We start from the raw sequence: 23,976 nt of genomic DNA, 5'->3' as shown, positions 1-23,976 counted from the left end.
CATGCAGCTCACCATCGACCTCACCGGCCGGGAAGTCCTGGTCACCGGCGCAGCCACCGCCGCCCGCCAGGCCGTCCGCCGCTACCGGGCCGCCGGGGCCGTCGTCTCGCGGCTCAGCTCCCCGGCAGGCTCACGGCACGACGGCCCGCTGCCGGAGCGCCCCTTCCTGGTCGCCGCCGTCGAGGACGGCCAGCCCGGCTGGGCGGCCCTGCTCGAGCGCTGCCGCGAAACCGGAATCCCGGTCGCAGTGGAGCCCGCCGCGGGCCCCGCCGGCCACGTCACCCTGGTGGGCGGCGGACCCGGCACCGCCGAACTGCTCACAGTCGCCGCCGTGGCGGCCCTGCGCGACGCCGACGTCGTTTTCTACGACCGACTGGCCCCGTACCAGGACCTGCCGTCGCTGACCTCGGCGGAGCTGGTCGACGTGGGCAAGCAGCCCGGCCACCACAAGGTGGCCCAGTCCGACATCGAGACCCTGATGGTGGACGCCGCGCTCGCGGGCAACAACGTGGTCCGGCTCAAGGGCGGCGACCCGTACGTGTTCGGCCGGGGCGGCGAGGAAGTGGCCGCCTGCGTGAAAGCCGGCGTCCCGGTCCGCGTCGTCTCCGGCGTCACCAGCGCCATCTCCGTGCCGGCCGCGGCCGGGATCCCGGTCACGCACCGCGAGGTCAGCCACCTTTTCACCGTGGTCTCCGGCCACGCCCCGCTGACCGAGAAGGAACACCTGCACCTGGCCGGCCTGGGCGGAACTATCGTGGTCCTGATGGGCATCGGCACGCTGCACCAGCTGGCGGCCGGGCTGCGCCGGGCCGGGATGCGCGCGGACATGCCGATGGCCGTCGTCGAACGCGGCTACCGGCCCGGCCAGCGGACCACCATCGCGGACCTCGGCACCATCACGACGGCGGCCGCGGGCTGCAGCAACCCCGCCGTGCTGGTGATTGGCGAGGTGGTCCGGGTGGCCGAAGCCAACCGGGGCTGCGCGGAAGCCGAAGCCGAACTCGGCCGCCTGGCCGCGTCCCTGATGGGGGCGTGAGGGCCGTGAGCGCACTCAACACCGTCGCCCCGGCGGCGACCCCGGAGACCGCCACCGGGCCCGTCCCGGACGCGGTGGAGCTCCCGCTGGAAGGGTTCCGGATCGGGGTCACCTCGCACCGCCGCTCCCAGGACCTGATCGAGGCCTTGGAACGGCGCGGCGCCGAGGTGCTGCACGCCCCGGCACTGAAGATCGCCCCGGTCCAGGAGGACCTGCGGCTGATCGAGGACACCCGTGCCATCATCGAGGCGCGGCCGGAACTCTGCGTCGCGACCACCGCCTACGGCATGCGCCGCTGGTGCGAGGCGGCGGACACCTTCGGCATCGGCGAGCAGCTGCTGGACACCCTGGGTGCCACCCGGATGTTCGTCCGGGGCCCGAAGGCCCGCGGCGCCGTGCGCGCCGCGGGGCTGGCCGACGTCGGGATCAGCAGCGACGAGACGACAGCGACCCTGGTGGACATGCTGCTGGCCGAGGGGGTACGCGGCAAGACTGTCGCGGTGCAGCTGCACGGCTACACCGACGTGCGCCAGCTGGAGCGCCTCCGGATGTCCGGCGCCACGGTCATGACAGTCACGCCGTACCGCTGGGTCAAGCCCGACGGCGCGGACCGGCTGCCGAAGCTGATCGAGGCGGCCTGCAGCGGCAACCTGGACGTCCTGACCTTCACGTCCGCCCCCGCCGTCGACGCGCTGTGGAGCACAGCACATGAAATGGGCCTCTACAAGGAGCTTGTGCAGAGCCTGAAGACCACGGTGGCCACCGCCGTCGTCGGGCCGATTACCGCCCAGCCGCTGCTCGACGCCGGGGTGCAGCCGCTGATCCCGGAACGGTTCCGGATGGGAGCCCTGATCCGGCTGGTCTGCGAGCACCTGGCCCTGAACCACGTGCGGCGCCTGGACACCGCCTCCGGCGCCGTGGAACTGCGCGGCCGCTCGCTGCGGATCGACGGGGAAGCCGTGGAGCTGGCCCCGGCGCCGCTGCTGCTGCTGCGGGCGTTGTTGGGTGCCGGCGGGGCCGTGCTCTCCCGTGACGCGCTCTCCGACCTCCTGGAACTGCGGGGATCGGTCCATGCCCTGGACATGACCGTCAGCCGGCTCCGTTCCGCGTTGCCGGACGGCAACCTGGTGGAAACGGTGGTGAAGCGCGGCTACCGGATCCGGGTGTGACCCACGCCATTACCAGCTGGTAACAGCTGGCGAACGGGCCGGGAAAATAACGCAACAACACGGTAACCTGCCCGAAAAACCGGCCCCCTACGCTGGGGAACATCAAGAACACGGGCCACATCCGCCGGCCCACCAGCGAAAGGGCCAGCACATGTCCGTTACGGAAGCGTCCGCCATCTCCACCGTGTCCGCCACACCCCAGACCCGGCCCCGGATCGTGATCGCCGGTGCCGGGCCGGCGGCGCAGGCGCTGGTCCGCCAGCTCACCCGCACCCCGTTCGCCGGCGGCATCACCGTGCTCAGCAACCGCGACGACGCCCCCGAGGAACTGCTCGAGCTCGCCGCGCTGCCCCAGGTTTCGGTCCGCTTCGGGCAGCCGGCCAGCTTCATCGACGCCGCGGACCGCCGCGTCACGACCGCGGACGGCCTCGAATTCAGTTACGACCAGCTGGTGATCGCCACCGGCTCGGCCCCCGTCCTGGCCCCGATCGAGGGCGCGGCCCGATGCCTGAGCTACTCCACCATCGACGACGCCACCCGGCTCGGCGACGCGGTCAAGGACGTCACCCGGGTCCTGGGCCGCAGGCCGCTCGGCATCCTGGTGGGCACCGGCACGGCCGCGGGCCAGGCCGAGGCCGTACTGCGCGCCCGCGGCGTCCGCCCGGTCCGCACCACGCAGCGCCCCTCCGCCGTGGTCCCCACCCTCGCCGGCTCGGCGTTGCCGGCCGCCGGCATTGTCTTCGACGACGGCGCCCGGATGAGCGGTGACCTGGTGGTCCTCGCCGAAGAGCGCGTCCCCCGCGACAGCCTGGCCCGCACGGCAGGCCTGGCCACCGCGCCGCAGGGCGGGATTGTGGTGGGCACGGATTACCGCACCTCGGTCCCCGGAATCTGGGCCATCGGCGACGCCGCGGCATACGACGGCGTCCGGCTCGGCCTGCTGGTGGCGGCCGGTTCCGCCGCCGGCGTCTGCGCTTCGCACCTGCTGCAGGCCTCCCTCTCCGCGCCCCTTCCGCAGGCGGCGTAGGGCGGATCCCCGCCGGTCCCGTTATGGCAAGATGGTTCACTGAGAAGCCACGACACACGCCGTGTCAGCAGGGTGGGCCGGCCACGAACCAGGCCCGCCAGGAAAGGGATCACCATGAGCAACGAAGCCACCACGGACGGCACGGCTGCCGGCACCGCCAGCCACTCCGCGGGCACCATTGCCTCGTACATCGACCACACCCTGCTCAAGCCGGAGGCGAGCGAGGCCGAGGTCCTGAAGGTGTGCGCCGAGGCGGCCGAATACCACTTCAAGTCCGTCTGCGTGAACCCGATCTGGGTCAAGACCGTCAAGACGGCGCTCAAGGGTACCGGCGTCCTGACCTGCTCGGTGATCGGGTTCCCGCTGGGCGCCACCCCGAGCGATGTCAAGGCCTTCGAGGCCCGCGGCGCGGTGCTGGACGGCGCGGACGAGATCGATATGGTGATCAACATCGCCGCGGCCCGGGCCAATGACAAGGGTGCCCTGGTCGATGACATCAGCGCGGTGGCGGAGTCGGTCCACGCCGGCGGCGCCATCCTGAAGGTCATCATCGAGACCGCGCTGCTCGACGACGCCCAGAAGGTCCTCGCCTGCGAGGCCGCCGTCGAGGCCGGGGCAGACTTCGTGAAGACCTCCACCGGTTTCAACGGCGGCGGAGCCACCGTGGAGGACGTCGCCCTGATGCGCCGCACGGTGGGTCCCGAACTCGGCGTCAAGGCCTCGGGCGGCGTGCGGTCCCTCGCCGACGCGCAGGCTATGATAGCTGCAGGTGCAACACGTATTGGCGCCAGCTCCGGCATCGCGATCGTCAAGGGTGAACAGGGTTCATCCGCGTACTGACCGCACACCGGTAACAGCCGCTGCCGCCACAGTTTTTGAGCCCCGCGGGGCCGAGGAGGAACGAATGTCAAACAACACCACCAAGACCCGGCAGGGCGAGAGCAGCCTGGCATCCAGCGTCGTGCTCTTTGTCCTGATGATGGCCCTGTTCTTCGGCGCCCTCTACTCGCTCTCCTTCCTCAGCCTGGGCAACCCCTGGCCGATGGCCGCCTGCCTGGCCCTGTTCGCCCTGGCGTTCTGGATCCCGCAGACCATCACGGGCCGCTCGGATTCCGCTGGCGAGAACTAAACGTATTTCCCTGAAGCCCCGGTTTTCCGGGGCTTCAGTCGTTTAACCGGCCGGTTCCGGATGAGCGCGGCGGTTTCGGACCGGGGCACCCCGGACCCGGGGCGCGCGCGTCCGAAACTGGGGCGGAAACTGCGACGCCGACGCGGCCGCCGTCGGCCCTAGCCTCCGACGGCGGCCAGCAGGCGGTTGACCAGTGCGGTGCCCAGCGCGAGCGCGGCCGGGAAGTGCCCCTTGGCCAGGGCCAGGGCAGCGGAGAACATGCCGACCATGGCGTAGGCGCTCACCGGGATCAGCACGAACCATTCCCGCCGCGAGCCGGCCCGGCCCAGCAGCGGGATGGAGAATGCCCCGTTGGCCTTCCAGACGTCTTTGACCAGCGGCAGCCTGCGCAGGAACTTCGGCGGCTTGACCACCAGCGGCCAGAGAAGCGGCACTCCCCCGGTGGTGATCATGTCCCCGACGATGTGCACGATGACACCGGCGAGCATGGACACCGGCAGCCAGAACCACTGGTGCGGCGCGAACCAGGTCACCAGCGACGCCATGGCAAGGGCAAAGATCCAGTTGCTGATCCAGCCGTACCTGGGAAACAGCTTCAGCGCCTTCGCGGCGATGTTGATCATGAACATGCATAGCAGGCCGGCGCCAACGGACAGCAGCCCCCAGTCGGTCTGCACCTGGATCTGCCCCGCCATGGCCGCGAGCAGCACGAAGAACGCCGCGCCGAGCACCGAGTGGGTGCCCTGGCGGTGGCCTCCGGAGGCGTTTTCGATCCCGACGGCGATCAGGTTCGACAGCGGCGGCAGGGCATGCGCCACGGTGGACGAGCGGTGGTCCCAGTCGCAGACCAGGGCCGTGCCCGCCGTCGCCATCCCGCCGATCAGGATCCCGGTGGCATCCAGCGGGTACCAGCCCAGCGTGTATGGACCGGTCGAGGCAATAGCAACCCACACCGCGGCCCCGGACGCGGCGTGGTGACCTCCCATCACGGGGCTAGCCCACGGGGAGCGGGGCGTCGGAGAAGATCGCCTCGATCACGCCGTTGGCCCAGGCCAGGATCTCGGCGTCCTGCAGGTCCCGGCCGCCGATCCTGGCCGTCTTGGGCTTGGGGATCAGCACCGCGTCCAGGGCCGGCTTGGCCTGCGAACCGGGGTACATCCGGGCCAGGCGCATCAGCTTGGATTCCGGCAGCTGGGCGGGCGAGAACTTGATGAAGTTGCCCTGCAGCGCGACGTCCGTGAGGCCGGCCTCGCGCGCCCCGACCCGGAACCGGGCCACGGCGACCAGGTTCTGCGCGGGCAGCGGCAGCTCGCCGTAGCGGTCGACGAGTTCGGCCTCGACCTCCTCGATCGCCTCGTTGCTGAGCGCGGCGGCCAGCTTCCGGTAGGCCTCCAGGCGCAGCCGTTCGCCGGGCACGTAGTCGTGCGGCAGGTGCGCGTTGACCGGCAGCTCGATCTTCATCTCCGCGGCCTTTTCCTCGGCCTCGCCGCGGTAGTCGGCCACGGCCTCGCCCACCAGCCGGATGTAGAGGTCGAAGCCGACGCCCTGGATGTGGCCGGACTGTTCCCCGCCCAGCAGGTTGCCGGCGCCGCGGATCTCGAGGTCCTTCATGGCCAGCTGCATGCCGGCGCCGAGTTCGTTGTGCGTGGCGACCGCCTTGAGCCGTTCCAGGGCCACCTCGCCCAGCGGTTTTTCCGAGGGGTAGAGGAAGTAGGCGTACGCCCGTTCCCGGCCGCGGCCCACCCGCCCGCGCAGCTGGTGCAGCTGGGAGAGCCCGTATTTGTCCGCGCCGTCCACGATCAGGGTGTTGGCGTTGGAGATGTCCAGGCCGGTCTCGATAATGGTGGTGCAGACCAGCACGTCGAAGCGCTTCTCCCAGAAGTCCACGATGATCTGCTCCAGCCGGCTCTCGGACATCTTGCCGTGCGCCACCTCCACACGCGCCTCGGGGACCAGTTCGCGGATCTTCGCCGCGGTCCGGTCGATCGTGGAGACCCGGTTGTGCACAAAGAAGACCTGGCCCTCGCGCATCAGCTCGCGCCGGATCGCGGCCGAGGTCTGCTTGTCCGTGTACGGGCCCACGTAGGTCAGCACCGGGTGCCGCTCCTCCGGCGGGGTGGCCAGCGTGGAGGTCTCGCGGATGCCGGTCAAGGACATCTCCAGGGTGCGAGGGATCGGGGTGGCGCTCATGGCCAGGACGTCCACGTTGGTGCGCATCTTCTTGAGCGCCTCCTTGTGTTCGACGCCGAAGCGCTGCTCCTCGTCCACGATCACGAGGCCGAGGTCCTTGAACGCGAAGTCCTTGGACAGCAGCCGGTGCGTGCCGATCACGACGTCGACGGTGCCGTTCTTCACGCCCTCGGCCGTCTCCTTGGCCTCCTTGGCGCCCTGGAAGCGGGACAGCGGCTTGACCCGCAGCGGGAAGCCGGAGAAGCGTTCGGTGAAGGTCTCGTAGTGCTGCTGCGCGAGCAGGGTGGTGGGCACCAGTACGGCGACCTGCTTGCCGTCCTGGACGGCCTTGAAGGCCGCCCGGACCGCGATCTCGGTCTTGCCGTAGCCGACGTCGCCGGAGACCAGGCGGTCCATCGGGATCTCCCGCTCCATGTCCGCCTTGACCTCGTTGATGGTGGTCAGCTGGTCCGGGGTCTCCACGTAGGGGAAGGCCTCCTCGAGTTCGCGCTGCCACGGGGTGTCCGGGCCGAAGGCGTGGCCGCGGGAGGCCATCCGGGCCGAGTAGAGCCGGATCAGCTCGCCGGCGATCTCCTTGACGGCCTTGCGGGCCTTGGACTTGGTGCTGGCCCAGTCCGAGCCGCCCATCTTGCTCAGCACCGGGGTGTCGCCGCCGACGTAGCGGGTGACCTGGTCCAGCTGGTCGGTGGGGACAAAGAGTCGGTCACCCGGGGCGCCGCGCTTGGAGGGCGCGTACTCCAGCACCAGGTATTCGCGCACCCCGTCGCCCCCGCCCGCAACCTTGCGCTGGATCAGCTCGACGAACCGGCCGATGCCGTGCTGTTCGTGCACCACGAAGTCCCCGGCCAGCAGCTGCAGGGGGTCCACCGCGTTGCGCCGCTTGGACGGCATCCGGCGCATGTCCTTGGTGGACCCGGCGGAGGTGCGGCCCAGCAGGTCTGCCTCGGTGAGCAGGGCCAGCTTCAGTGTGTCCAGGACAAAGCCGCGGCCGACGGCGGCTGTGGTCACCTCGATCAGGCCCGGCTGCGGGTCCGCGTCCAGGGCTTCGACCCGGGCGCAGGGGATGTCATTGTCGTGGAAGAGCTCGGCAAGGCGCTGTGCCGGGCCGGGGCCCTCGGTGGCGACGACGATCCGCCACTGTTCCCGCACGTGCGAGCCGATGAAGTCCATCATCTCGGCCACGTCGCCCTGGTAGCCGCGCGGTTCGCGGGCGTGCAGGTTTAGCACGTCGATCTCCGGCAGCAGCTCCTCGTCGCTGGCGAGCGAGCTGATGGACCACCAGGACACGCCGTGCCCGAGCGCGGTGGAGCGGGTCTCGCCCAGCGAGCGGAAGCTCGCCGAGTGCAGGGCCGCGGACGCCGCGGAACTCAAATCCAGCGGGGCGGTTCCGCCGTCGGACGCCGTGGACCAGGCCGCCTCGAGGAACTCCTCGTTGGTGGCGGCGAGGTCGTGGGCGCGGGTGCGGACTTTTTCGGGTTCGATCACGACGGAGATGGAGCCCGCCGGGAACTGGTCCAGGAACGGCACCATGGAATCGACCAGCACCGGGGCCAGTGACTCCATGCCTTCGACGGCGATGCCGCCGGCGATTTTCTCCAGCATGTCCGCCGCGGCCGGCAGCTGGGCCTTCAGGGTCGCGGCCCGGGACATCACCGAGGGCGTGATCAGGATTTCGCGGCAGGGCGGGGCGTGCAGTTCAGTGGGGTGGTGCACGCCAGGCGCGGTCAGCGAGCGCTGGTCGGCGACGGCGAACCAGCGCATCTGCTCGACCTCGTCGCCGAAGAACTCGACCCGGATCGGGTGGTCTTCGGTGGGCGGGAAGACGTCCAGCATGCCGCCCCGGACCGCGAACTCGCCGCGCCGGGTGACCATGTCCACCCGGGCGTAGGCGGCGTCCGCGAGGTTCTTCACGACGTCACCGAACGGGGCATCCTGGCCCACCGAGAGGGTCACCGGGACCAGCTCGCCAAGGCCCGCCACGATCGGTTGCACCACGGCGCGGACCGGGGCGACAACCACGCGGAGGGGCCCGCCGCCGGCGGTTTCCGGGTGCGCGAGGCGGCGGAGCACGGAGAGCCGGCGGCCCACGGTGTCCGAGCGCGGCGACAGCCGTTCGTGCGGCAGGGTCTCCCAGCTGGGGAACTCGGCGATCGTCTCTGCCGGTAGGAAGGCGCGCAGGGCGGCGGCCAGGTCCTCGGCCTCGCGGCCGGTCGCGGTGACGGCCAGGACGACCGGCGTCGCGCCGTCGGACGGGCCGCCGTCGGACGGGCCGCCGTCGGACGGGATCACTGCGAGGCCGTCGGCCATCTCCGCGAGGAGGGCAGCCCGCAGCCCGGCCGGCGCGCTGAGCTGGTAGTCCTCGCTGCGGGCCGTAAACGGCCGTGACGCTTCGGCCTGCACCCGGGCGAAGGTCTTGTCCTCGGCGAGGACACGCCGCAGACCGGTGAGAGAGGGGCCGTTGAGGCTCATGGCTGGAACTCCTGAAGTGATCACGGGAATGCAGGCAACACGAATACCCGAAATTCGCAAGAATCCCGGGTCCTTCCAGCCTACCGCGACCCGGCGGCGGCCCGGCACCCGGGGCTAAGCTGGCAGCACGGGGGTCCGCCAGGGCCGCGCAGTCCGGAGCCGTGCAGTCCGGACCAGCCGGCGCTCCGAATGGCTTGTATCCGCCGGCTGATATCCGCAATGAGAAGGAGCCACCCATGAACGGCACCCGCAAGGCTGCGAACGCGAAGACGGTGCTCGTGACTGGCGCCACCGGGTACATCGGCGGCAGGCTGGTCCCCCGCCTGCTCGAGGCCGGACACCGGGTAAAGGTCCTGGTCCGGACCCCGGCGAAAATCGCCGGCGTCCCGTGGCTGGAGCAGGTCGAGGTGGTCCAGAGCAGCCTCGATGACGGCGCTGCGCTGCGGGAGGCGCTCGAGGGCGTCGACGTGCTTTACTACCTCGTCCACTCAATGGCGGGAGGCTCCGGATTCGAAGCCAAGGAAAAGGCCATGGCCGAAACGGCGGCACAGGCAGCCGCCGGGGCCGGCGTCGGGCGGATTGTTTACCTCGGCGGCCTGCACCCCTCCGGGGCCGAGCTCTCCACGCATATGCGGTCCCGGGAGGCGGTGGGCAAGGTCTTCCTGGACGGCCCGGTCGATGCGATCGTATTCCAGGCGGGCGTCGTGATCGGCTCCGGCTCGGCGTCGTTCGAGATGATCAGGCACCTATCCGAGACCCTGCCCGTGATGCCCGCCCCCAGCTGGGTGCGGAACAAGATTGAGGCGATCTCGGTGCGGGACGTGCTGCACTACCTCGTCGGGGCCGCAGCGCTCGAAGGGCCGATCAACCGCACCTTCGACATTGGCTCCCGCCAGGTGCTCAGCTACGCGGGCATGATGCAGGAATATGCCGCGGAGGCCGGGCTGCCGCACCGGGTGGTGCTGGCGCTGCCGATCCCCGCGCCGAAGCTTGCCGGGATGTGGGTCGCGTTGACCACCCCGATCCCGTTGTCCATGTCGCTGCCGCTGGTGGAGTCGCTGCAGCACGACGCCGTATCGCGGGAGCATGACATCGATTCCTACATCCCGCAGCCAGAGGGAGGGCTCACCCCCTACCGGCGCGCGGTCGCCCTGGCCCTGGGCAAGGAGCGCGACGGGCAGGTGGAGACGACGTGGGCCAGCGCCGGGGCCGACGCCGATCCGCTGCCGAGCGACCCGGACTGGGCCGGCCACCGGGTCTACCTCGACGAGCGCGCCTACTCCAGCCCGGTGGACCCGAAACACGTCTGGACCATCATCGAAGGCATCGGCGGACGCAACGGCTGGTATTCGCTGCCGCTGGCCTGGAGCGTGCGCGGCTGGCTGGACAAGCTCACCGGGGGCGCGGGGCTGGCGCGCGGCCGGCGGCACCCGCACCTGCTGGCCGAAGGCGAGGTGGTTGACTGGTGGCGGGTCGAGCGGATCGACCGCGGCCGGCTGCTGCGGCTGCGCGCCGAAATGCGGGCGCCGGGCCGGGCCTGGCTGGAATTGTCGGTGGAACCGGAGGGCACCGGCAGCCGCTACCGGCAGCGCGCCATCTTCTTCCCGAAGGGGCTCAGCGGCAAGCTGTACTGGCTCGCCGTGCTGCCGTTCCACAGCCTGATTTTCCCCGCCATGTCGCGGAATATCGCCGCGGCCGCGCAACGCCTCGCAGAGGCAGAGCGGGACACGGCGACGGGGGCCGAATCGGAACCCGCCGGGCCCACCGCGTAGGATGTTGGGAGCCCGAAACGTCCAGTCCCACCCCATGGAGGACCCCCAATGGCCCTGAGTGCATCCACCACCCTTCCGCACAACGTTGAGAGCGTCACGGCAGTTTTCGTCAACGAGGACTTCCTGCGCCACACCAGCGAACTCGTCGGCGGAACCCTCGAATCGTTTGCCGTCGACGGCGACCCGGCCGGAGCGTTCAACACCACGACCGTCCGCACGATCCCGACCACCCGGATGCCGGACCTGGCCCGCAAGTTCGTTGGCGAGAGCCTCAAGGTGACGCAGCTGGAGAGCTGGGAAGCCCCTGCCGCCGACGGTTCCCGCCAGAGCAGCATCTCGCTGAAGGTCGCCGGCGCCCCGCTGGATGTCAACGCCGTGCAGCGCCTCGTCGCCGAGGGCGGCAGCACCCGGATCGAGCTGGAGGGCACCGTCACCTCCTCGGTGCCGCTGCTGGGCGGGAAGATCGCCGATGCAGCCGAGCCGATGGTCGGCAAGGCCCTCAACATCCAGTCCACCCAGGCCCAGGCCTGGCTCGAAAGCCACTAGCCGGTGGAGCTTCCCGCTTTCCTCGCCGTCGTGCTGGTGGTGGCCGGCGTCTGGTCCCTGGCGGTCTGGCCGCAGTTCCTTCGCCGCGTAATGAAGGACCCGCGGGCCCGCGACGCCGGCGGCAAGGCAACCCGTTTCCTCACTGTCCACGTTGTGCTGGTCAGCATCTCGATGCTGCTCGGCGCGGCGACGGCGGGGATCGGGATCGCGGGCCTGCTCGGCTGACCCCGGGGCGCCGACTACCGCTTAAACCGGCGGCGGCGCGGGGCTAGAATCAGGAAAATGTCCGCCCGCTGCTGAAGGGGGATGCCTGTGCGGCCCCATCGCGTGGCCACCTGGGGGCTCATCGCCTACGTCGCGGTGCTGGCCGGGGTGGCCCTGTGGCCGCTGCCGGTCGACCGGCCCCTTTCACGGCTGCTGGAGAGGGCGCTCCGGGCGGTGCACCGCCGGGGAGTGCCCGACTGGGTCGACTACGGCTTCGTCGAGTCCGCCGCCAATATCCTGCTCTTCGTGCCCTTGGGTGCCCTCGTGGCCTGGATCATCGGCCGGGGCTACTGGTGGGTGGGCGCGGCCGCTGGCCTGCTCGCGTCCTGCGTCTTCGAGCTCGCGCAGTTCCTCTTCCTGCCCGGCCGCTACCCCACCCTGGCCGACGTCCTGGCCAACACCTTCGGGGCGCTCCTGGGCTCCCTGGTCGCCCGCCAGATAATGCCGCGCCGCAGGCCTGTCCGAAACCGGGCGCCAGCACGTACTCTGTGAGCACACCCTTGGCGGGAGGACCTCGGAATGCGGATCTCGGTTATCGGCTGCGGCTATCTGGGCGCGGTCCACGCGGCGTGCATGGCGAAGCTGGGCCACGAGGTGGTCGGCATCGACGTCGACGCGAACAAGGTGGAGCAGCTCTCCCGGGGACGGGCCCCGTTCTATGAACCCGTGCTCGATGAGCTCCTGTCCGAACTCGAAGAATCCGGCCGGCTGAGGTTCACCACCGAGCTGTCCGCCGCCCGCGGGGCGGAGGTCCACTTCATCTGCGTGGGAACACCGCAAAAACGGGGGGAAAACGCGGCGGACTTGCGCTTTGTCGACGCCGCCGTGGAAGCGCTGGCCGGCCAGGTGTCCCCAGGTGACGTGATCGCCGGGAAGTCCACGGTCCCGGTGGGGACCGCCGGCCGGCTCGCCGAGCTGCTCGCGGAGACGGAGCCGGGCGCCACCCTCGTCTGGAATCCCGAGTTCCTCCGCGAGGGCCACGCCGTCACTGACACCTTGAACCCCGACAGGTTCGTCTACGGCGTCCCGGACGGCAGCGAGGACCACCCCGCCGTCGCCGTGCTGGACCGGGTCTATGCGACGCCGCTGGCGGGCGGAACACCGCGGATCATCACCGACTACGCCACGGCCGAACTGGTCAAGGCCGCCGCGAATTCCTTCCTTGCCACCAAGATCTCCTTCATCAACGCCATGGCCGAGGTGTGCGAGGCCACCGGCGCGGACGTCACCCGGCTGGCCGACGCCATCGGCATGGACGAGAGGATCGGCCGGAAGTTCCTGAACGCGGGGATCGGCTTCGGCGGAGGCTGCCTGCCCAAGGACATCCGGGCGTTTATGGCCCGTGCGGGCGAGCTGGGCGCGGACCAGGCCCTGACCTTCCTTCGCGAGGTGGACGCGATCAACATGCGGCGCCGCACCCGCGTCGTCGAGCTCACCCGGGAACTGTGCGGCGGCTCCCTGATGGGGCAGCGGATCGCGGTGCTGGGCGCCGCCTTCAAACCCGAGAGCGACGACGTCCGCGACTCGCCGGCGCTGAGCGCCGCGGCCCAGCTCCAGCTCCAGGGCGCCGTGGTGACGGTGACCGATCCGCAGGCGCTGCCCAACGCCGCCAAGCGTTTCCCGGAACTCCCACTCGAGCCGGACCTGGACGCCACCCTGCACAAGGCCGACGCGGTGTTGCTGCTGACGGAGTGGCGGCAGTACCGCGAGCTGGACCCGCACGACACCCTGGCCCTCGTCTCGGCGCCGCGCATCCTGGACGGCCGGAACGTGCTGGATCCCGCCAAATGGCGCGCCGCGGGCTGGACCTATAAGGGCCTCGGACGCCCCTAGTTCGCGGGGTCCTGGTTAGTGGTGTCCTGGTTCGCGGGGTGCTGGTGTGACTCCGCCTGGCCGAGGGCGTCCTCGGCGGCCACCCAGGAGAGCATGGCGCACTTAACCCGGGCGGCGTACCGGGACACGCCCTCGAAAGCCGCCGCGTCGCCCAGGACCTCGGGGTCGGCCGGCACCTTCCCGCGGGAGCGCAGCACCTCGCGGAAGCTGTCGATCACGCGGTGCAGTTCCACCGGCTCCAGGCCCTCGGCGAGGTCCGTCAGGACGGAGGCGGAGGCCATCGAGATGGAGCAGCCCTCGCCGTCCCAGCGCAGTTCGCTGACCTTGCCGCCGGCCACGGCGATCCGCAGCGTGATTTCGTCGCCGCAGACGGGGTTGAGCTGGTGCGACTGGCCGCTGCTGGCCCCCTCCGGCACACCGGCGTCGGCCAGGCCGCTGCCGTGCCGGGCCTTGGAGTGCTCCAGGATGATCTGTTGGTATAGCTGGTCAAGACTCATGCAGGGCCGTCCTCAGGCTTGGAAGTATCCGCGGACACCGGCGACGGCGTCGAGGAACGCGTCGACGTCGTCGGTGGTGTTGTACAGGTAGGTGCTGGCCCGGGTGCTCGCCGTGAGCCCGAGCCGGCGGTGCAGGGGCTGGGCGCAGTGGTGGCCCACCCGGACGGCGATGCCGCGGCTGTCCAGGAACTGTCCGACGTCGTGGGCGTGTACCCCTGCGACGTCGAACGCGGCCAGGCCGATCCGTTCCTGCCCGGCGGCCGGACCCAGCACACGGATCCCGGGGATGGCCTCCAGCCCTTCCACCAGCCGCCCGCCCAGCTCGGCTTCCCAGGCGTGGATCCGGGCGAGGCCGGTTTCGCTCAGGTAGTTGGCGGCGGCGGCCAGCGCCACGGCCTGCGAGATCTTCTGCGTGCCGGCCTCAAAACGCTGCGGGCTGGGCAGGAATCCGGCGCGTTCCATCGTGACGGTGGTGATCATCGAGCCGCCGGTCAGGAACGGCGGCATCGCGTTGAGCAGCTCCGAGCGCCCGTAGAGCCCGCCGATCCCGGTGGGGCCGAGCATTTTGTGGCCGGAGAAGACGGCGAAGTCCACGTCCAGGGCCTTGACGTCAAGGGCCAGGTGCGGGGCGGACTGGCAGGCGTCCAGCACCACCAGGGCCCCGGCGGCGCGGGCCAGGGAGACCAGCGCGGGCACCGGGTTGATGGTCCCGAGGACGTTGGAGGCATGGGTGAAGGCGAGCACGCGCGTGCGGCCGCCGATCAGCCGGGCGGCCGCGTCGAGGTCCAGGGCGCCAGCGTCGTCGACCGGGATGAACTTCAGCGTGGCGCCGGTCCGTTCGGCCAGTTGCTGCCAGGGAATCAGGTTGGCGTGGTGCTCCATCTCGGTGACCACGATCTCGTCCCCGGCGGTGAGCGCGAAGCGGGCCGACGCCGCGGGGGCGCCCGGCAGGGAGGCGTTCAGGAAGGAGTAGCTGAGCAGGTTCAGTCCCTCGGTGGCGTTGGAAGTCCAGATCAGCTCATCCGGGTCCGCGCCGATGAAGGCCGCCACGGTCTCGCGGGCATCCTCGAAGGCTTCGGTGGCCTCCACCGCGAGGTGGTGCGCGCCGCGGTGCACTGCGGAGTTCCGCTGCTCGTAGAACTCCTGCTCCGCCTCCAGCACGCTGAGCGGGTTCTGCGAGGTGGCCCCGGAATCCAGGTAGACGAGCCGGTGCCCGTTGACGGACCGGTTCAGGATCGGGAAGTCGTTGCGGATCCTCATGACCTCCTCGTTGCCCAGCGCCGTGGCTGAGCTGAGGAGATGGGCTGGTGTAGCAACCATGGGCAGGAACTCCTGGATCGGCAGTCGCTGCGGCGCAAGAGGGCCAACCGCCCGGGTCGGAACCTATTACGTCACGCAGATTAGACCTAATTATCCCACGTTCGCGCAACGATCGGATGCGGCGGCAGCGCGGACCCGCACCCGGCGGAACTCCACCGCCGGCCCGGCGACGTAATTCTTCAGCAGCGAGAACCAGCCGCCGCCGTAGCGGGAGTCGTCCGAGCGGACACTCCAGCGCGGGGCGCCGCCGTCCATCCGGTGCACGGTGAGGCTGCGCGGTGCCACCGAGACCACGAACGCCAGCCACTCCCCCGGCGCCGGCGCCGGGCTGTCGCCGGCGGCCAGTTCGACGGCGGCAGCCGCGCCCGGGTCCCGGCGGGACAAAGTGATCCGTCCGCCGGCGCCGACGTCGAGTTCGTAGCCGGGCGCACCCGGGCCGGACTCGCGGCGGTAGGACGCGTCGGTGGACTGTCCGAAGGCCACGCCCGCCCCGCCGGACCCGCCGGCCGGCGGCAGCCCGTCCGGCCAGCGCAGCTCGAAGGTGAGTTCCCAGCCCGGGGCATCCACCGCGCCGGCCATGGACCCCAGCAGGTAGCCGGCGCGTTCCTGGTTGGCCAGGCGCACTGCCTCGCCGGCGAAGCCGGGCTGTTCCTCCCATCCGCCGTCCGCCTTCCACGGCAGGTCGCCGGTGCCGCGGAGTCCCTCGCCGAAGCGGTCCTCACCGCGGGGCGCCTCCTGGTGCAGCACGTGCCGGATGTTGGAGCAGATGAACCCCCGGACGCCGAGCTCGCGCAGCCGCAGGTGCTCGGTGCGGCGGCGCACCTCCCAGGCGATTACGGGCTTGCCGGAGTCCACCAGCTCCAGGATCCGGTCCTCCGGTGCCGTGTGGTGGACGCCGAGCATGTCCACGAGCGGCACCAGTTCGGCGAGCCGGGGGTAGTCCGCCCGGGTGACGTAGCCCCAGGTGGTGTAGCCGTCGGCCGCGGCCTGGGCATGACCGGCCGACGACGCCGGCTGCTTCCAGATGATGTGCTGCCGCGCGTCCGGGTACTTCTCCAGCAGGGTGAGGATCCGCTCCGCGTTGGTGCCTTGTTTGTCCTCCAGGAAGATCACGTGGCTGGCGGCGAAGGCATCCAGGACCTCGGTCAGGAGCGGGATCGGTTCCAGCGGGGTCGCCGGGCCAAGCCACGGCCGTGCGTCGTTGCGCAGCTGGGCCAGCGATGCCGCGGTGGCCGTGGCAATCGTCAGCGCGGTGCCGGTCAGCCGGGCCGTGGTCAGGTCGTGGTGGCAGACCAGTACGCCGTCCGAGGTGGCGGAGACGGAGACTTCGATCGCCTTCAGGCCCGCGTCCGCCGACTGCCGGTAGGCGCGCATGGTGTGCTCGGGCCAGTTGTCGCCGGAGCCGCGGTGCGCGACGAAGAAGTTCGGCTTCGAGAGCAGGCCGTGGATGGTGTGGGGCGTGGTCGCGCCGGGCTCCGCGATGGAGCCTTCGGCTACGAAGGCGGCGGCCGCGGAGGGCGCCGGAACAAGGCCGGTGCCGGGCCGCGGGCTGCCGGCAGAGCTGGGGCAGGGAGCGCAGCCGGCCGCACCGAAGAGGGCGCCGGCGGCAGCCAGGCCCAGGAATCCGCGCCTGCCGAACCTGCCGGAAGTTCCCCCCGATGCAACCATGCTCTCCCCCGGTCCCGCAGCGGGTTCAGCCGGCCGGCGCCGTGCGCGCGGGGACAGGCCCGGTGCCGGCCGGAAGCGGCCGGGCCGGAGTCACGGGGGCCGGAAGCGGCCGGGCCAACGTCACGGGGGCCGGAAGCGCGGGCGCCAGGGCTGCGGCGGCGTGTTCCTGCCTGTTCCGCTCCCGGCGCTCATCCCCCGCGATCACCACCATCGCCAGCACGGTCCAGACCAGGATGCCGGCCGCGGACCGCGTGGCCAGCGAGCTGTAGGTCTGCGGGATTACGAGGGCCAGGACGCCGGCCAGCGCCAGGCCCGAGTAACCCAGGCGGAATCCGCTCCGCGCCACCAGCACCAGCATGGAGCCGAAGTAGAGCACGGCCGCGACGATGCCGATGTCGACGCTGTACATCAGGAGCGGATTCTCGAGGCTGCTGGCCAGGCCGGCGTGGAAGGCCAACCTGAAGCTGGATCCGATCCCCCCGCCGCCCAGGACGTAGTCGTCCCAGCGGGCCAGGAAGTAGCCCACCGCGGCCTCCCTGGCCTGCGCCGAGCCGGAGTCGTCGGCCAGCCGGGCCGTCACGCCGTCGATCAGGGGCGACGACACGATGGCTGCCCCCGCGGCGGCGAGGCCCGCCAGCATGAACGACTTCACCCAGACCCGTCCCGGTGCGAACAGTATGGCGGCCACCACCGAAGAGGCGACGGCGATGATGCCGACCCGCGACTGGGTGAGCAGGCTCCCGACCACCATCAGGACCAGCAATGCCGCCTGCAGGAACTTGTGCCGGAGGCCTGCCACCAGCGGCGCGGCCACGGAAATCGCCAGCGACAAGGCGAGCGGCTGGTCCAGGGTGCCCATCCACCGCCCCGACTGCCGTTCGAACCAGTACTGGGTGCTGTAGCCGGACTCGAAAATCAGCACGTCCTTCGCCCGCCATTGGAGCACGGCCACGACGCAGGCCACGGCCACAAACAGCAGCAGTGCCCCGCGAAGGGTTGCCACGAGTCCTCCGGCGCGGGAGGCCTCGGACAGCAGGAGCAGGAAGAACAGCACTGGGACCAGGATCTGGTCCACCAGCACCACCAGGCCGCCGGCCGTACTGGCGCTGAGGGAGGCGAGCAGCGCCACGATGATCACCACGGCAAGGACCAGGAACAGGAGGAACCGCCGAGCCAGCGCCTGCAGGATGCTCCACGGGTCATAGAGGATCCGGACGGCGAGGATGCAGAGCACCAGCCACGTCGCCGGGTGGAAGCCCAGCGGCCCGGCATCCACGCCGGTGACCACCGAGGCGCCGACGGCCGGTACCAGGATCCACAGTCCGATCACCAGGACGATCAGCACCCTGGCGTGGCGGCGGAGGACCAGGGCCGCGGCCAGGCACAGCGCGATCCAGAGTGCCAGCTGCATTCAGACCACCCGGCCCGGTTCCGGGTCCCGCACGGTTGCGCCCACCGTGTGCGCCTTAGGGCTGACGGGACGCGCTCGCGACCGGCTTGCCGGTCCGGGCACCCGGCGGGAGGCCCGGGGCCGGCTGCCCGGTCTTTCCAGCCGCCGGGAACTTGACCGGGAACGTGGCGCGGAACTGCCGGCGGCCTGCCGCGAGGCGGCCCGGAAGGGCGTTCAGCACCGCTCCGGCGACGGTTCCGTTCACCAGCTCGAGGTTGCGCAGGGCCGCCCGGAGCACCTCGCGGGTCACGTTCCGGTGCCGGACAACCAGCACCGTGCAGTCGGCCGCGGCTGCTATCACGGCGGCGTCGCTGAAGGGTTCCATGGCCGGGGCATCCAGGACGACCCGGGCATAGGAGCCACGCAGTTCATCGAGGATGGCAGTCAGTGCCCGGCCGCCGAGCAGCTCGGTGGGGTTCGGCGGCACGGTGCCCGCACCGACGGCGTGAAGGCCTTCGACGGCGGTGTGCTGGATGGCCTGTTCCAGCGGCAGCCGGCCGGCCAGAACGTCGGAGAGGCCGGTCTCCGTAGCCAGGCCAAGCACGGAGGCGAGCCGCGGCGAGCGCAGCCCCGCCTCGACCAGCAGCACCGGCTCCCCCGCTTCGGCCCATGCCCGCGCGAGCATGAGCGCCACCGTGGTGCGCCCTTCCCCGCTCCCGGCGGAGGTCACTGCGACGACGCCGGATGTCCCCAGGGCAGGGTAGTGATCGATGTTGGTGCGGAGCCGGCGTCCGGCCTCGTCCAGCAGCGTGCCCCTGCTCTGGTCCAGGATGCTTGCCGGCGGCCGGGCCACGCCGCTGAGCGGAATGCGGGCCAGTACCGGCAGGCCGGTGGCCTCTTCGACCTCCTGCGCCGTCCGCAGCGACTTGTCGGAAAGCCGGCGGGCGACCGGGATCGCTATACCCAAGGCGAGGCCCAGGAGCGCACCGACGGCGAGGTTCAGCGGCACCTTGGGAGACACCGGGCCTGGGTCGTTCGTGGGTCCGGCGATGACCGTCAGGTTCGTTACGGCGGCGCCGGATTCAAGGTCCGCGGCCGCGGACCCGAGGTTGCTGGCGATCGCCCGGGCGATCGCGAAGGCTTTGGCCTGCTCCGGCTGGCTCACCACCACCGAGAGCGTCAGGGTGTCCCGGTCCGCGGAAGCCCCGATGCTGTCCGCGAGGTCCTTGCCGGAGATCCCGGTGCCGCTGTCCCGGACGAGGCGGCCGAGGAAGCCCTCACTCTTGACGAGGTTGGCGTAGGACGTGACGCGGTTCCGCGAGAGCTCCTGCGCCTGCAGGGTCGATTGGCCCACCGCCGATGGAGTGGCGGCAAAGAACTTGACGTTGCTCTGGTACACCGGCTCCGTGCGGGCCGTGACGAGGGCTGCCGCCCCGAGACCCGCCAGCAGGCACACCAGCAGGATCCACCACCCCCGCGCAATCGCCCTGCCGTATTCTGCAAGCTCCAAAGGAACCCCCATGCGGTTCCCATGCCATGCCGCGCCGGCACGGTCCTTCACGGTCCCCTTGTCGCACCATTATTGACCGCAACGGTGCCGGGCGGAAGCTTTTAACCCGCACCGGTTTTCGGGGCGCTCCGGTGCCGCCGGCCCCCGGAGGCCGGGCGCAATCCGCTGCTCCGCCGGAGGCGGAACCGCATCCTAGCCAAAGCCGAAAGCCGGCCGTAGTCTTTCCCTAAGCCTGGGCGGATTCCGTGGGTCTCAACGCTTCCTCGCCAGGACCGGGGACGCGCGAGCGGCCAGCCGGACCTGCCGATGGGCGTCCCGTCCGCCGGGGTACGGATCTGCGGGGGGAAAGATGGACGAGACCGGTCACAGTTTCACGGTGTTGGTGGCGCATCCCAGTGCCGACCTCTACGGGTCGGACCGTGTGCTCCTCGAAACCATCGAGGGCCTGCACGGCGCCGGCGCCCGGGTCCTGGTGGCGCTGCCCGAGCCCGGGCCGCTGATTGCCGAACTCGAACGACGCGGCGCCGCCGTCGTCCTGTCGCCCACGCCCGTGCTGCGCAAGAGCCTGCTCTCCGGGCCCGGGCTGCTCCGTCTGGCGGCGGAGTCGGCACGCGGCCTGCCCCGGAGCGTGGGCGTGATCCGCGGAACACGACCGGACGTGATCCTGGCCAACACCATCACCGTGCCGCTCTGGACCATCGCCGGCCGGCTGACCGGGGTCCCGGTCGTCACCCACGTCCACGAAGCCGAGGCGAGGGCCCCCCGCCTGCTGCGGGCCGCGCTGGTCGCGCCGCTGCTCCTTTCCCGGAGCATCCTGACCAACAGCCGGTTCAGCGCCGACACCCTGGCCGCCTCCCTGCCGGCCCTGCGCGGGCGCTCCACAGTGGTCTACAACGGGGTGCCGGGCCCCGCGGAGCCCGCCCGGCCCAGGGGGCAACTGCACGGCGGGCTGCGGATCGCCTACGTGGGCCGGCTCTCGCACCGCAAGGGCGTGGACGTCGCCGTCGACGCCCTGCTGCGGCTGCGGCGCCGCGGCACCGACGCGCACCTGTCCGTCGTGGGGGCGGTGTTCCCCGGCTATGAGGACTACGAGGCGGCGCTGCGGGGCCAGGTGGCCGACGGCGGCGCCGCGGCGCACGTGACGTTCCACGGCTTCCAGGCCGACGTCTTCCCGTTCCTGGCCGACGCCGACGTCGTGGTGGTCCCGTCCCGGTTGGAGGAGCCGTTCGGTAACACCGCCGTGGAAGCGCTGCTGGCCGCACGGCCCGTTGTGGTGAGCAATACCTCCGGGCTGCGGGAGGCCGCCGGCGGCTACCGTTCGGCTCAGTTTGTGGAACCCGGCGACGCCGCAGGCCTTGCCGCGGCGCTGGCCCGGGTGGCTGCCTCGTGGCCGGACTACGCCGCCAAGGCCCGGGCAGACTCCGCCGAGGCGGAGTTCCGGCACAGCCCGGAGCGCTACGGAAAGGTGATGGCCGACCACCTTGCCCAGGCCGCCGGCGGCCGTCAATGACAGCCGGCCTCGCCGGCAGAACCGCCCGCAGCGTGCGCTGGAGCTTCGGCGCCGTGCTGGCCCGGCAGGGCTTCCAAATCATCTGCGCCGTGGTGCTGGCCCGCCTGCTGGGACCGCAAAGCTACGGCACCATCGCCGCCGCGACTGTCTACATCAGTCTGGTGGCGCTGCTCCTGGACCAGGGCCTGTCCGCGGCGCTGATCCAGCGCCAGGACATCACCCGGCGGCTGGCCGGGGCCACCGCCACACTGAACCTGCTGGTGGCCGCCGTCCTGGCGGCAGCAACCTGGTTCGCAGCCCCTGCCGTGGCCGGGTTCTTCGGAGTGGCGGACCTGGAACCCATCCTGCGCGCTCTGGCGTTCATCGTCCCGGTCAAGGCGCTCGCGATCACACCGCGGGCCTTGCTGGCGCGGGAGCTGCAGCTGCACCGGGTCGGTGCGGCGGATATCGCAGCCGCCGCGGCCGGCAGCGCGGCCGGCATCGGCGCCGCAGTCGCCGGGGCCGGTCCGTGGTCCATGGTCTACCAGGTGGCCGTCACCGACGTCGTCGGCGCCGCAATGCTCCTCGCGGCGAGCCGGGGCCCGGCACCGAACCTCGCGCTCCGCGCCGTGGCCCCGCTGTTCGGATTCAGCCTGAGCGTCTTCGCCACCGACTGCCTCGCCTACTTCTCCCGCAACCTGGACAACATCCTGGTGGGCCGGGTGCTTGGCGTCTCGGCCCTGTCCATTTACGGCATGGCCTACCGGATCCTCGTGGTCCCGGTGCAGCTGATCGGCCAAACCGTCAACCGGGTCATGTTCCCCGCCTTCGCCAGGTCGGCGAAGGAACCCGAGCGGGTGGCCGCGAGCCTCATAGCCGCCACCAGGATCCTAGCCTTCTCGGCCGTTCCGCTGATGGTGTTCGTGTCCTGCGCCGCGCCGGAGCTGGTCCATCTGGTCCTCGGACCGGACTGGATGCCGGCGGCGGCGCTGGTCAGTGTCCTGGCGATTGGCGGCGCGCGGGAGACGATCTTCTACATCACGCCCTCGCTGATGAAGGGGCTGGGCCGCGGGGCCCTGATTGTGCGCTACGAGGTCCTGGCCGCCGTGGTGCAGGTTAGTGGGATCGTCATCGGCCTGCAGTTCGGGGTGTTTGGAGTGGCCGTCGGCTACACCGCGGCCGGCTTCCTGCTGACCCCGGTGTTACTGCGGATCCAGACCCGGCTGACGGGAGTGTCGGCCAGGTCGCAGCTGGCATCCATCCTGCCGGCGGCCCACGCCGCGGTGTGGGGCGCCGCCGGCTACGGGCTGTGGCAGCTCGGGGACGCGGACCGGCTGTGGCATCTCGTTGGCGGGCTGGTAATTTTCTTTGCCCTGGCGGCGGCGGCGCTGTGGCTGTTCCACCGCCAGATCCTGGCCGGCGTCGTGTCGCAGGCCCGCGGCCTCGCGGGGCGGGCCGGCAACCGTTCGGGCCGCCCCCGCACCCCGCCGTCCCCGGCCGCACCTGACACGCCGGAATCCCCGGACGTCCACAACCAGGCAGGAGGCCTCCATGGCTGACGACGTCGACTCCGCGGGGGACGTGGTGATCGCGGTCCTGACCTACCGCCGGCCCGAGGACATCAGCCTCGCGCTCCCCCGCCTCGCCGCGCAGGCGGAGACCCTGGCCGGCGGTCCGCTGCCGACCGCGACTGTGCTGGTGATCGACAACGACCCGGCGGGCAGCGCGCGGGCCGCCGTGCAGGACATCGCCGCTACACTGCGTCCGGGCCTGGTCCGGTATGCGCACGAGCCACGGCCCGGCATCGCCGCCGCGCGGAACCGGGCGCTCGCGGATGCCGGGACCGCGGCCCTGCTGGTCTTCATCGACGACGACGAAGTCCCCTCCGAACGCTGGCTGTCCCAGCTTGTGGAGCTGCAGCGCCGGAGCGGAGCCGCCGCCGTCGTCGGCCCGGTCATCAGCGAGTACGAACACGAGCCCGAGCCCTGGATCCAGGCCGGACGGTTCTTCCGCCGCCGCAGGCTCGCCACCGGCACCCGGCTGAGTGTTGCAGCGACCAACAACCTGCTCCTGGACCTGCGCCAGATCCATGCGCTCGGCCTGGGCTTCGACGAGCGGTTCGGCCTCAGCGGCGGCTCGGACACGCTCTTCACCCGCCAACTGGTGCAACGGGGCGGGTCCATGCTGTGGTGCGACGAGGCCGTCGTGGTGGACCGGGTTCCGGCGTCCCGCCTCACCCGCGGCTGGGTGCTGCGCCGGGCGCTGCGAAGCGGCAACTCGGCGGCGCGGGTGAACCTGGAACTGGCCGCCGCCGCGGGTCCCAGGCTGGCGGCCAGGGCCTCGTCGCTGGCGTCCGGTTCGCTCCGGTTGTTCGGCGGCGCCGCACGCCTCGGCGCGGGGCTGCTCACGGGTTCAATGGCACACCAGGCGATGGGCCTGCGAACCGCCGCGCGGGGACTGGGGATGGCGTCCGCGGCCTTCGGTTACGTGTACAGCGAGTACCGCCGGAAATAGCCCCCGCCCCTGCCGCGCCGCGGCACACCCTTGGACAGCTGGCCGGACCTCGGATAGCGTACAAGCAGGTCTCAACCGCAGCGCTCCGCCCCCGGCGGGGCCGGTAACGAGACCCCTGAGGTGAACAGCATGGCCCGCCCGACCCGGAGCACA

20 protein-coding genes are annotated in these 23,976 nt (G+C 71.2%); 13 read left to right on the top strand and 7 right to left on the bottom strand.

Going from position 1 to position 23,976, the window contains the following annotated elements; all coding sequences use genetic code 11:
- The first annotated feature begins 1 nt into the window (after window position 1).
- The 5 genes from cobA to FFF93_RS04890 all read left to right on the top strand — a co-directional run bounded on the left by cobA (window position 2) and on the right by FFF93_RS04890 (window position 4,361).
- Window positions 2-1,036 (top strand): uroporphyrinogen-III C-methyltransferase, encoded by a 1,035-nt coding sequence (cobA, locus tag FFF93_RS04910; protein ID WP_138769913.1) that lies wholly within the window; start codon window positions 2-4, stop codon window positions 1,034-1,036.
- A 74-nt stretch (window positions 1,037-1,110) separates the two neighbouring features.
- The gene (locus tag FFF93_RS04905; protein ID WP_261375394.1) at window positions 1,111-2,205 is read left to right on the top strand and encodes a uroporphyrinogen-III synthase; all 1,095 of its coding nucleotides are present in this window, start codon (window positions 1,111-1,113) and stop codon (window positions 2,203-2,205) included.
- A 151-nt stretch (window positions 2,206-2,356) separates the two neighbouring features.
- Window positions 2,357-3,232 carry an FAD-dependent oxidoreductase gene (locus FFF93_RS04900; protein WP_138769915.1) on the top strand — a complete coding sequence of 292 codons (876 nt, stop codon included), beginning with the start codon at window positions 2,357-2,359 and terminating at the stop codon, window positions 3,230-3,232.
- A 114-nt stretch (window positions 3,233-3,346) separates the two neighbouring features.
- On the top strand, window positions 3,347-4,072 hold the full coding sequence (deoC, locus tag FFF93_RS04895; RefSeq protein ID WP_138769916.1) for a deoxyribose-phosphate aldolase: 726 nt from the start codon (window positions 3,347-3,349) through the stop codon (window positions 4,070-4,072).
- A gap of 64 nt (window positions 4,073-4,136) precedes the next feature.
- Entirely contained in the window at window positions 4,137-4,361 is a 225-nt protein-coding gene (locus FFF93_RS04890; RefSeq protein ID WP_138769917.1) for a hypothetical protein, read from the top strand.
- A gap of 158 nt (window positions 4,362-4,519) precedes the next feature.
- Here FFF93_RS04890 and FFF93_RS04885 read toward each other — a convergent pair whose 3' ends face one another.
- Together FFF93_RS04885 and mfd are read right to left on the bottom strand one after the other, a co-directional pair.
- The gene (locus tag FFF93_RS04885) at window positions 4,520-5,347 is read right to left on the bottom strand and encodes a metal-dependent hydrolase (protein ID WP_138770534.1); all 828 of its coding nucleotides are present in this window, start codon (window positions 5,345-5,347) and stop codon (window positions 4,520-4,522) included.
- Window positions 5,348-5,354: 7 nt separating this feature from the next.
- A complete protein-coding gene (mfd, locus tag FFF93_RS04880; protein WP_138769918.1) occupies window positions 5,355-9,020 on the bottom strand; it encodes a transcription-repair coupling factor in 3,666 nt (1,221 codons plus the stop codon).
- 236 nt (window positions 9,021-9,256) lie between these two features.
- On the opposite strand from mfd, the gene FFF93_RS04875 reads away from it, so the two are divergent.
- The 5 genes from FFF93_RS04875 to FFF93_RS04855 all read left to right on the top strand — a co-directional run bounded on the left by FFF93_RS04875 (window position 9,257) and on the right by FFF93_RS04855 (window position 13,435).
- Entirely contained in the window at window positions 9,257-10,792 is a 1,536-nt protein-coding gene (locus FFF93_RS04875) for an SDR family oxidoreductase (protein WP_138769919.1), read from the top strand.
- Between the two features lie 48 nt (window positions 10,793-10,840).
- The gene (locus tag FFF93_RS04870; protein ID WP_138769920.1) at window positions 10,841-11,338 is read left to right on the top strand and encodes a DUF2505 domain-containing protein; all 498 of its coding nucleotides are present in this window, start codon (window positions 10,841-10,843) and stop codon (window positions 11,336-11,338) included.
- Between the two features lie 3 nt (window positions 11,339-11,341).
- Entirely contained in the window at window positions 11,342-11,563 is a 222-nt protein-coding gene (locus FFF93_RS04865) for an SCO4848 family membrane protein (RefSeq protein ID WP_138769921.1), read from the top strand.
- Window positions 11,564-11,650: 87 nt separating this feature from the next.
- Entirely contained in the window at window positions 11,651-12,094 is a 444-nt protein-coding gene (locus FFF93_RS04860) for a VanZ family protein (RefSeq protein WP_186372234.1), read from the top strand.
- Window positions 12,095-12,121: 27 nt separating this feature from the next.
- Window positions 12,122-13,435 (top strand): UDP-glucose/GDP-mannose dehydrogenase family protein, encoded by a 1,314-nt coding sequence (locus tag FFF93_RS04855; RefSeq protein ID WP_138769923.1) that lies wholly within the window; start codon window positions 12,122-12,124, stop codon window positions 13,433-13,435.
- Here FFF93_RS04855 and sufU read toward each other — a convergent pair.
- From sufU to FFF93_RS04830, 5 genes are all read right to left on the bottom strand, one after another.
- A complete protein-coding gene (gene sufU / locus FFF93_RS04850) occupies window positions 13,432-13,932 on the bottom strand; it encodes a Fe-S cluster assembly sulfur transfer protein SufU (RefSeq protein WP_138769924.1) in 501 nt (166 codons plus the stop codon). The genes FFF93_RS04855 and sufU overlap by 4 nt on opposite strands.
- A 12-nt stretch (window positions 13,933-13,944) precedes the next feature.
- Window positions 13,945-15,258 carry a SufS family cysteine desulfurase gene (locus FFF93_RS04845; protein WP_138769925.1) on the bottom strand — a complete coding sequence of 438 codons (1,314 nt, stop codon included), beginning with the start codon at window positions 15,256-15,258 and terminating at the stop codon, window positions 13,945-13,947.
- 84 nt (window positions 15,259-15,342) lie between these two features.
- On the bottom strand, window positions 15,343-16,920 hold the full coding sequence (locus FFF93_RS04840) for a glycerophosphodiester phosphodiesterase (RefSeq protein WP_138769926.1): 1,578 nt from the start codon (window positions 16,918-16,920) through the stop codon (window positions 15,343-15,345).
- Between the two features lie 25 nt (window positions 16,921-16,945).
- Entirely contained in the window at window positions 16,946-18,331 is a 1,386-nt protein-coding gene (locus FFF93_RS04835; RefSeq protein WP_138769927.1) for an O-antigen ligase, read from the bottom strand.
- Window positions 18,332-18,386: 55 nt separating this feature from the next.
- Window positions 18,387-19,820, bottom strand: a complete 1,434-nt coding sequence (locus FFF93_RS04830) for a polysaccharide biosynthesis tyrosine autokinase (RefSeq protein WP_186372233.1) — start codon at window positions 19,818-19,820, stop codon at window positions 18,387-18,389.
- A 349-nt stretch (window positions 19,821-20,169) separates the two neighbouring features.
- Between FFF93_RS04830 and FFF93_RS04825 the strand changes: the two genes are divergently transcribed.
- The 3 genes from FFF93_RS04825 to FFF93_RS04815 are packed head-to-tail and all read left to right on the top strand — an operon-like array spanning window position 20,170 to window position 23,823.
- Entirely contained in the window at window positions 20,170-21,330 is a 1,161-nt protein-coding gene (locus FFF93_RS04825; RefSeq protein ID WP_138769929.1) for a glycosyltransferase, read from the top strand.
- The gene (locus FFF93_RS04820) at window positions 21,327-22,868 is read left to right on the top strand and encodes a lipopolysaccharide biosynthesis protein (RefSeq protein WP_138769930.1); all 1,542 of its coding nucleotides are present in this window, start codon (window positions 21,327-21,329) and stop codon (window positions 22,866-22,868) included. Before FFF93_RS04825 ends, FFF93_RS04820 begins: the two co-directional genes overlap by 4 nt.
- Window positions 22,861-23,823 carry a glycosyltransferase family 2 protein gene (locus tag FFF93_RS04815; RefSeq protein WP_138769931.1) on the top strand — a complete coding sequence of 321 codons (963 nt, stop codon included), beginning with the start codon at window positions 22,861-22,863 and terminating at the stop codon, window positions 23,821-23,823. The genes FFF93_RS04820 and FFF93_RS04815 overlap by 8 nt, the downstream gene beginning before the upstream one ends.
- The last annotated feature ends 153 nt before the right edge of the window (window positions 23,824-23,976 follow it).

The sequence above is a fragment of the Arthrobacter sp. KBS0702 genome, assembly GCF_005937985.2.
Taxonomy (GTDB): domain Bacteria; phylum Actinomycetota; class Actinomycetes; order Actinomycetales; family Micrococcaceae; genus Arthrobacter.
The sequence above is the reverse complement of the archived record's forward strand: the minus strand, read 5'-3'. Positions and strand labels throughout refer to the sequence as shown.

What these genes read in the sequence shown, in the direction of transcription:
- cobA (WP_138769913.1), top strand. Translation starts at nt 2, where the DNA reads ATGCAGCTCACCATCGACCTCACCGGCCGGGAAGTCCTGGTCACCGGC.
- FFF93_RS04885 (WP_138770534.1), bottom strand. Translation starts at nt 5,347, where the DNA reads ATGGGAGGTCACCACGCCGCGTCCGGGGCCGCGGTGTGGGTTGCTATT.
- sufU (WP_138769924.1), bottom strand. Translation starts at nt 13,932, where the DNA reads ATGAGTCTTGACCAGCTATACCAACAGATCATCCTGGAGCACTCCAAG.
- FFF93_RS04900 (WP_138769915.1), top strand. Translation starts at nt 2,357, where the DNA reads ATGTCCGTTACGGAAGCGTCCGCCATCTCCACCGTGTCCGCCACACCC.
- FFF93_RS04840 (WP_138769926.1), bottom strand. Translation starts at nt 16,920, where the DNA reads ATGGTTGCATCGGGGGGAACTTCCGGCAGGTTCGGCAGGCGCGGATTC.
- FFF93_RS04820 (WP_138769930.1), top strand. Translation starts at nt 21,327, where the DNA reads ATGACAGCCGGCCTCGCCGGCAGAACCGCCCGCAGCGTGCGCTGGAGC.
- FFF93_RS04890 (WP_138769917.1), top strand. Translation starts at nt 4,137, where the DNA reads ATGTCAAACAACACCACCAAGACCCGGCAGGGCGAGAGCAGCCTGGCA.
- FFF93_RS04825 (WP_138769929.1), top strand. Translation starts at nt 20,170, where the DNA reads ATGGACGAGACCGGTCACAGTTTCACGGTGTTGGTGGCGCATCCCAGT.
- mfd (WP_138769918.1), bottom strand. Translation starts at nt 9,020, where the DNA reads ATGAGCCTCAACGGCCCCTCTCTCACCGGTCTGCGGCGTGTCCTCGCC.
- deoC (WP_138769916.1), top strand. Translation starts at nt 3,347, where the DNA reads ATGAGCAACGAAGCCACCACGGACGGCACGGCTGCCGGCACCGCCAGC.
- FFF93_RS04875 (WP_138769919.1), top strand. Translation starts at nt 9,257, where the DNA reads ATGAACGGCACCCGCAAGGCTGCGAACGCGAAGACGGTGCTCGTGACT.
- FFF93_RS04855 (WP_138769923.1), top strand. Translation starts at nt 12,122, where the DNA reads ATGCGGATCTCGGTTATCGGCTGCGGCTATCTGGGCGCGGTCCACGCG.
- FFF93_RS04835 (WP_138769927.1), bottom strand. Translation starts at nt 18,331, where the DNA reads ATGCAGCTGGCACTCTGGATCGCGCTGTGCCTGGCCGCGGCCCTGGTC.
- FFF93_RS04815 (WP_138769931.1), top strand. Translation starts at nt 22,861, where the DNA reads ATGGCTGACGACGTCGACTCCGCGGGGGACGTGGTGATCGCGGTCCTG.
- FFF93_RS04870 (WP_138769920.1), top strand. Translation starts at nt 10,841, where the DNA reads ATGGCCCTGAGTGCATCCACCACCCTTCCGCACAACGTTGAGAGCGTC.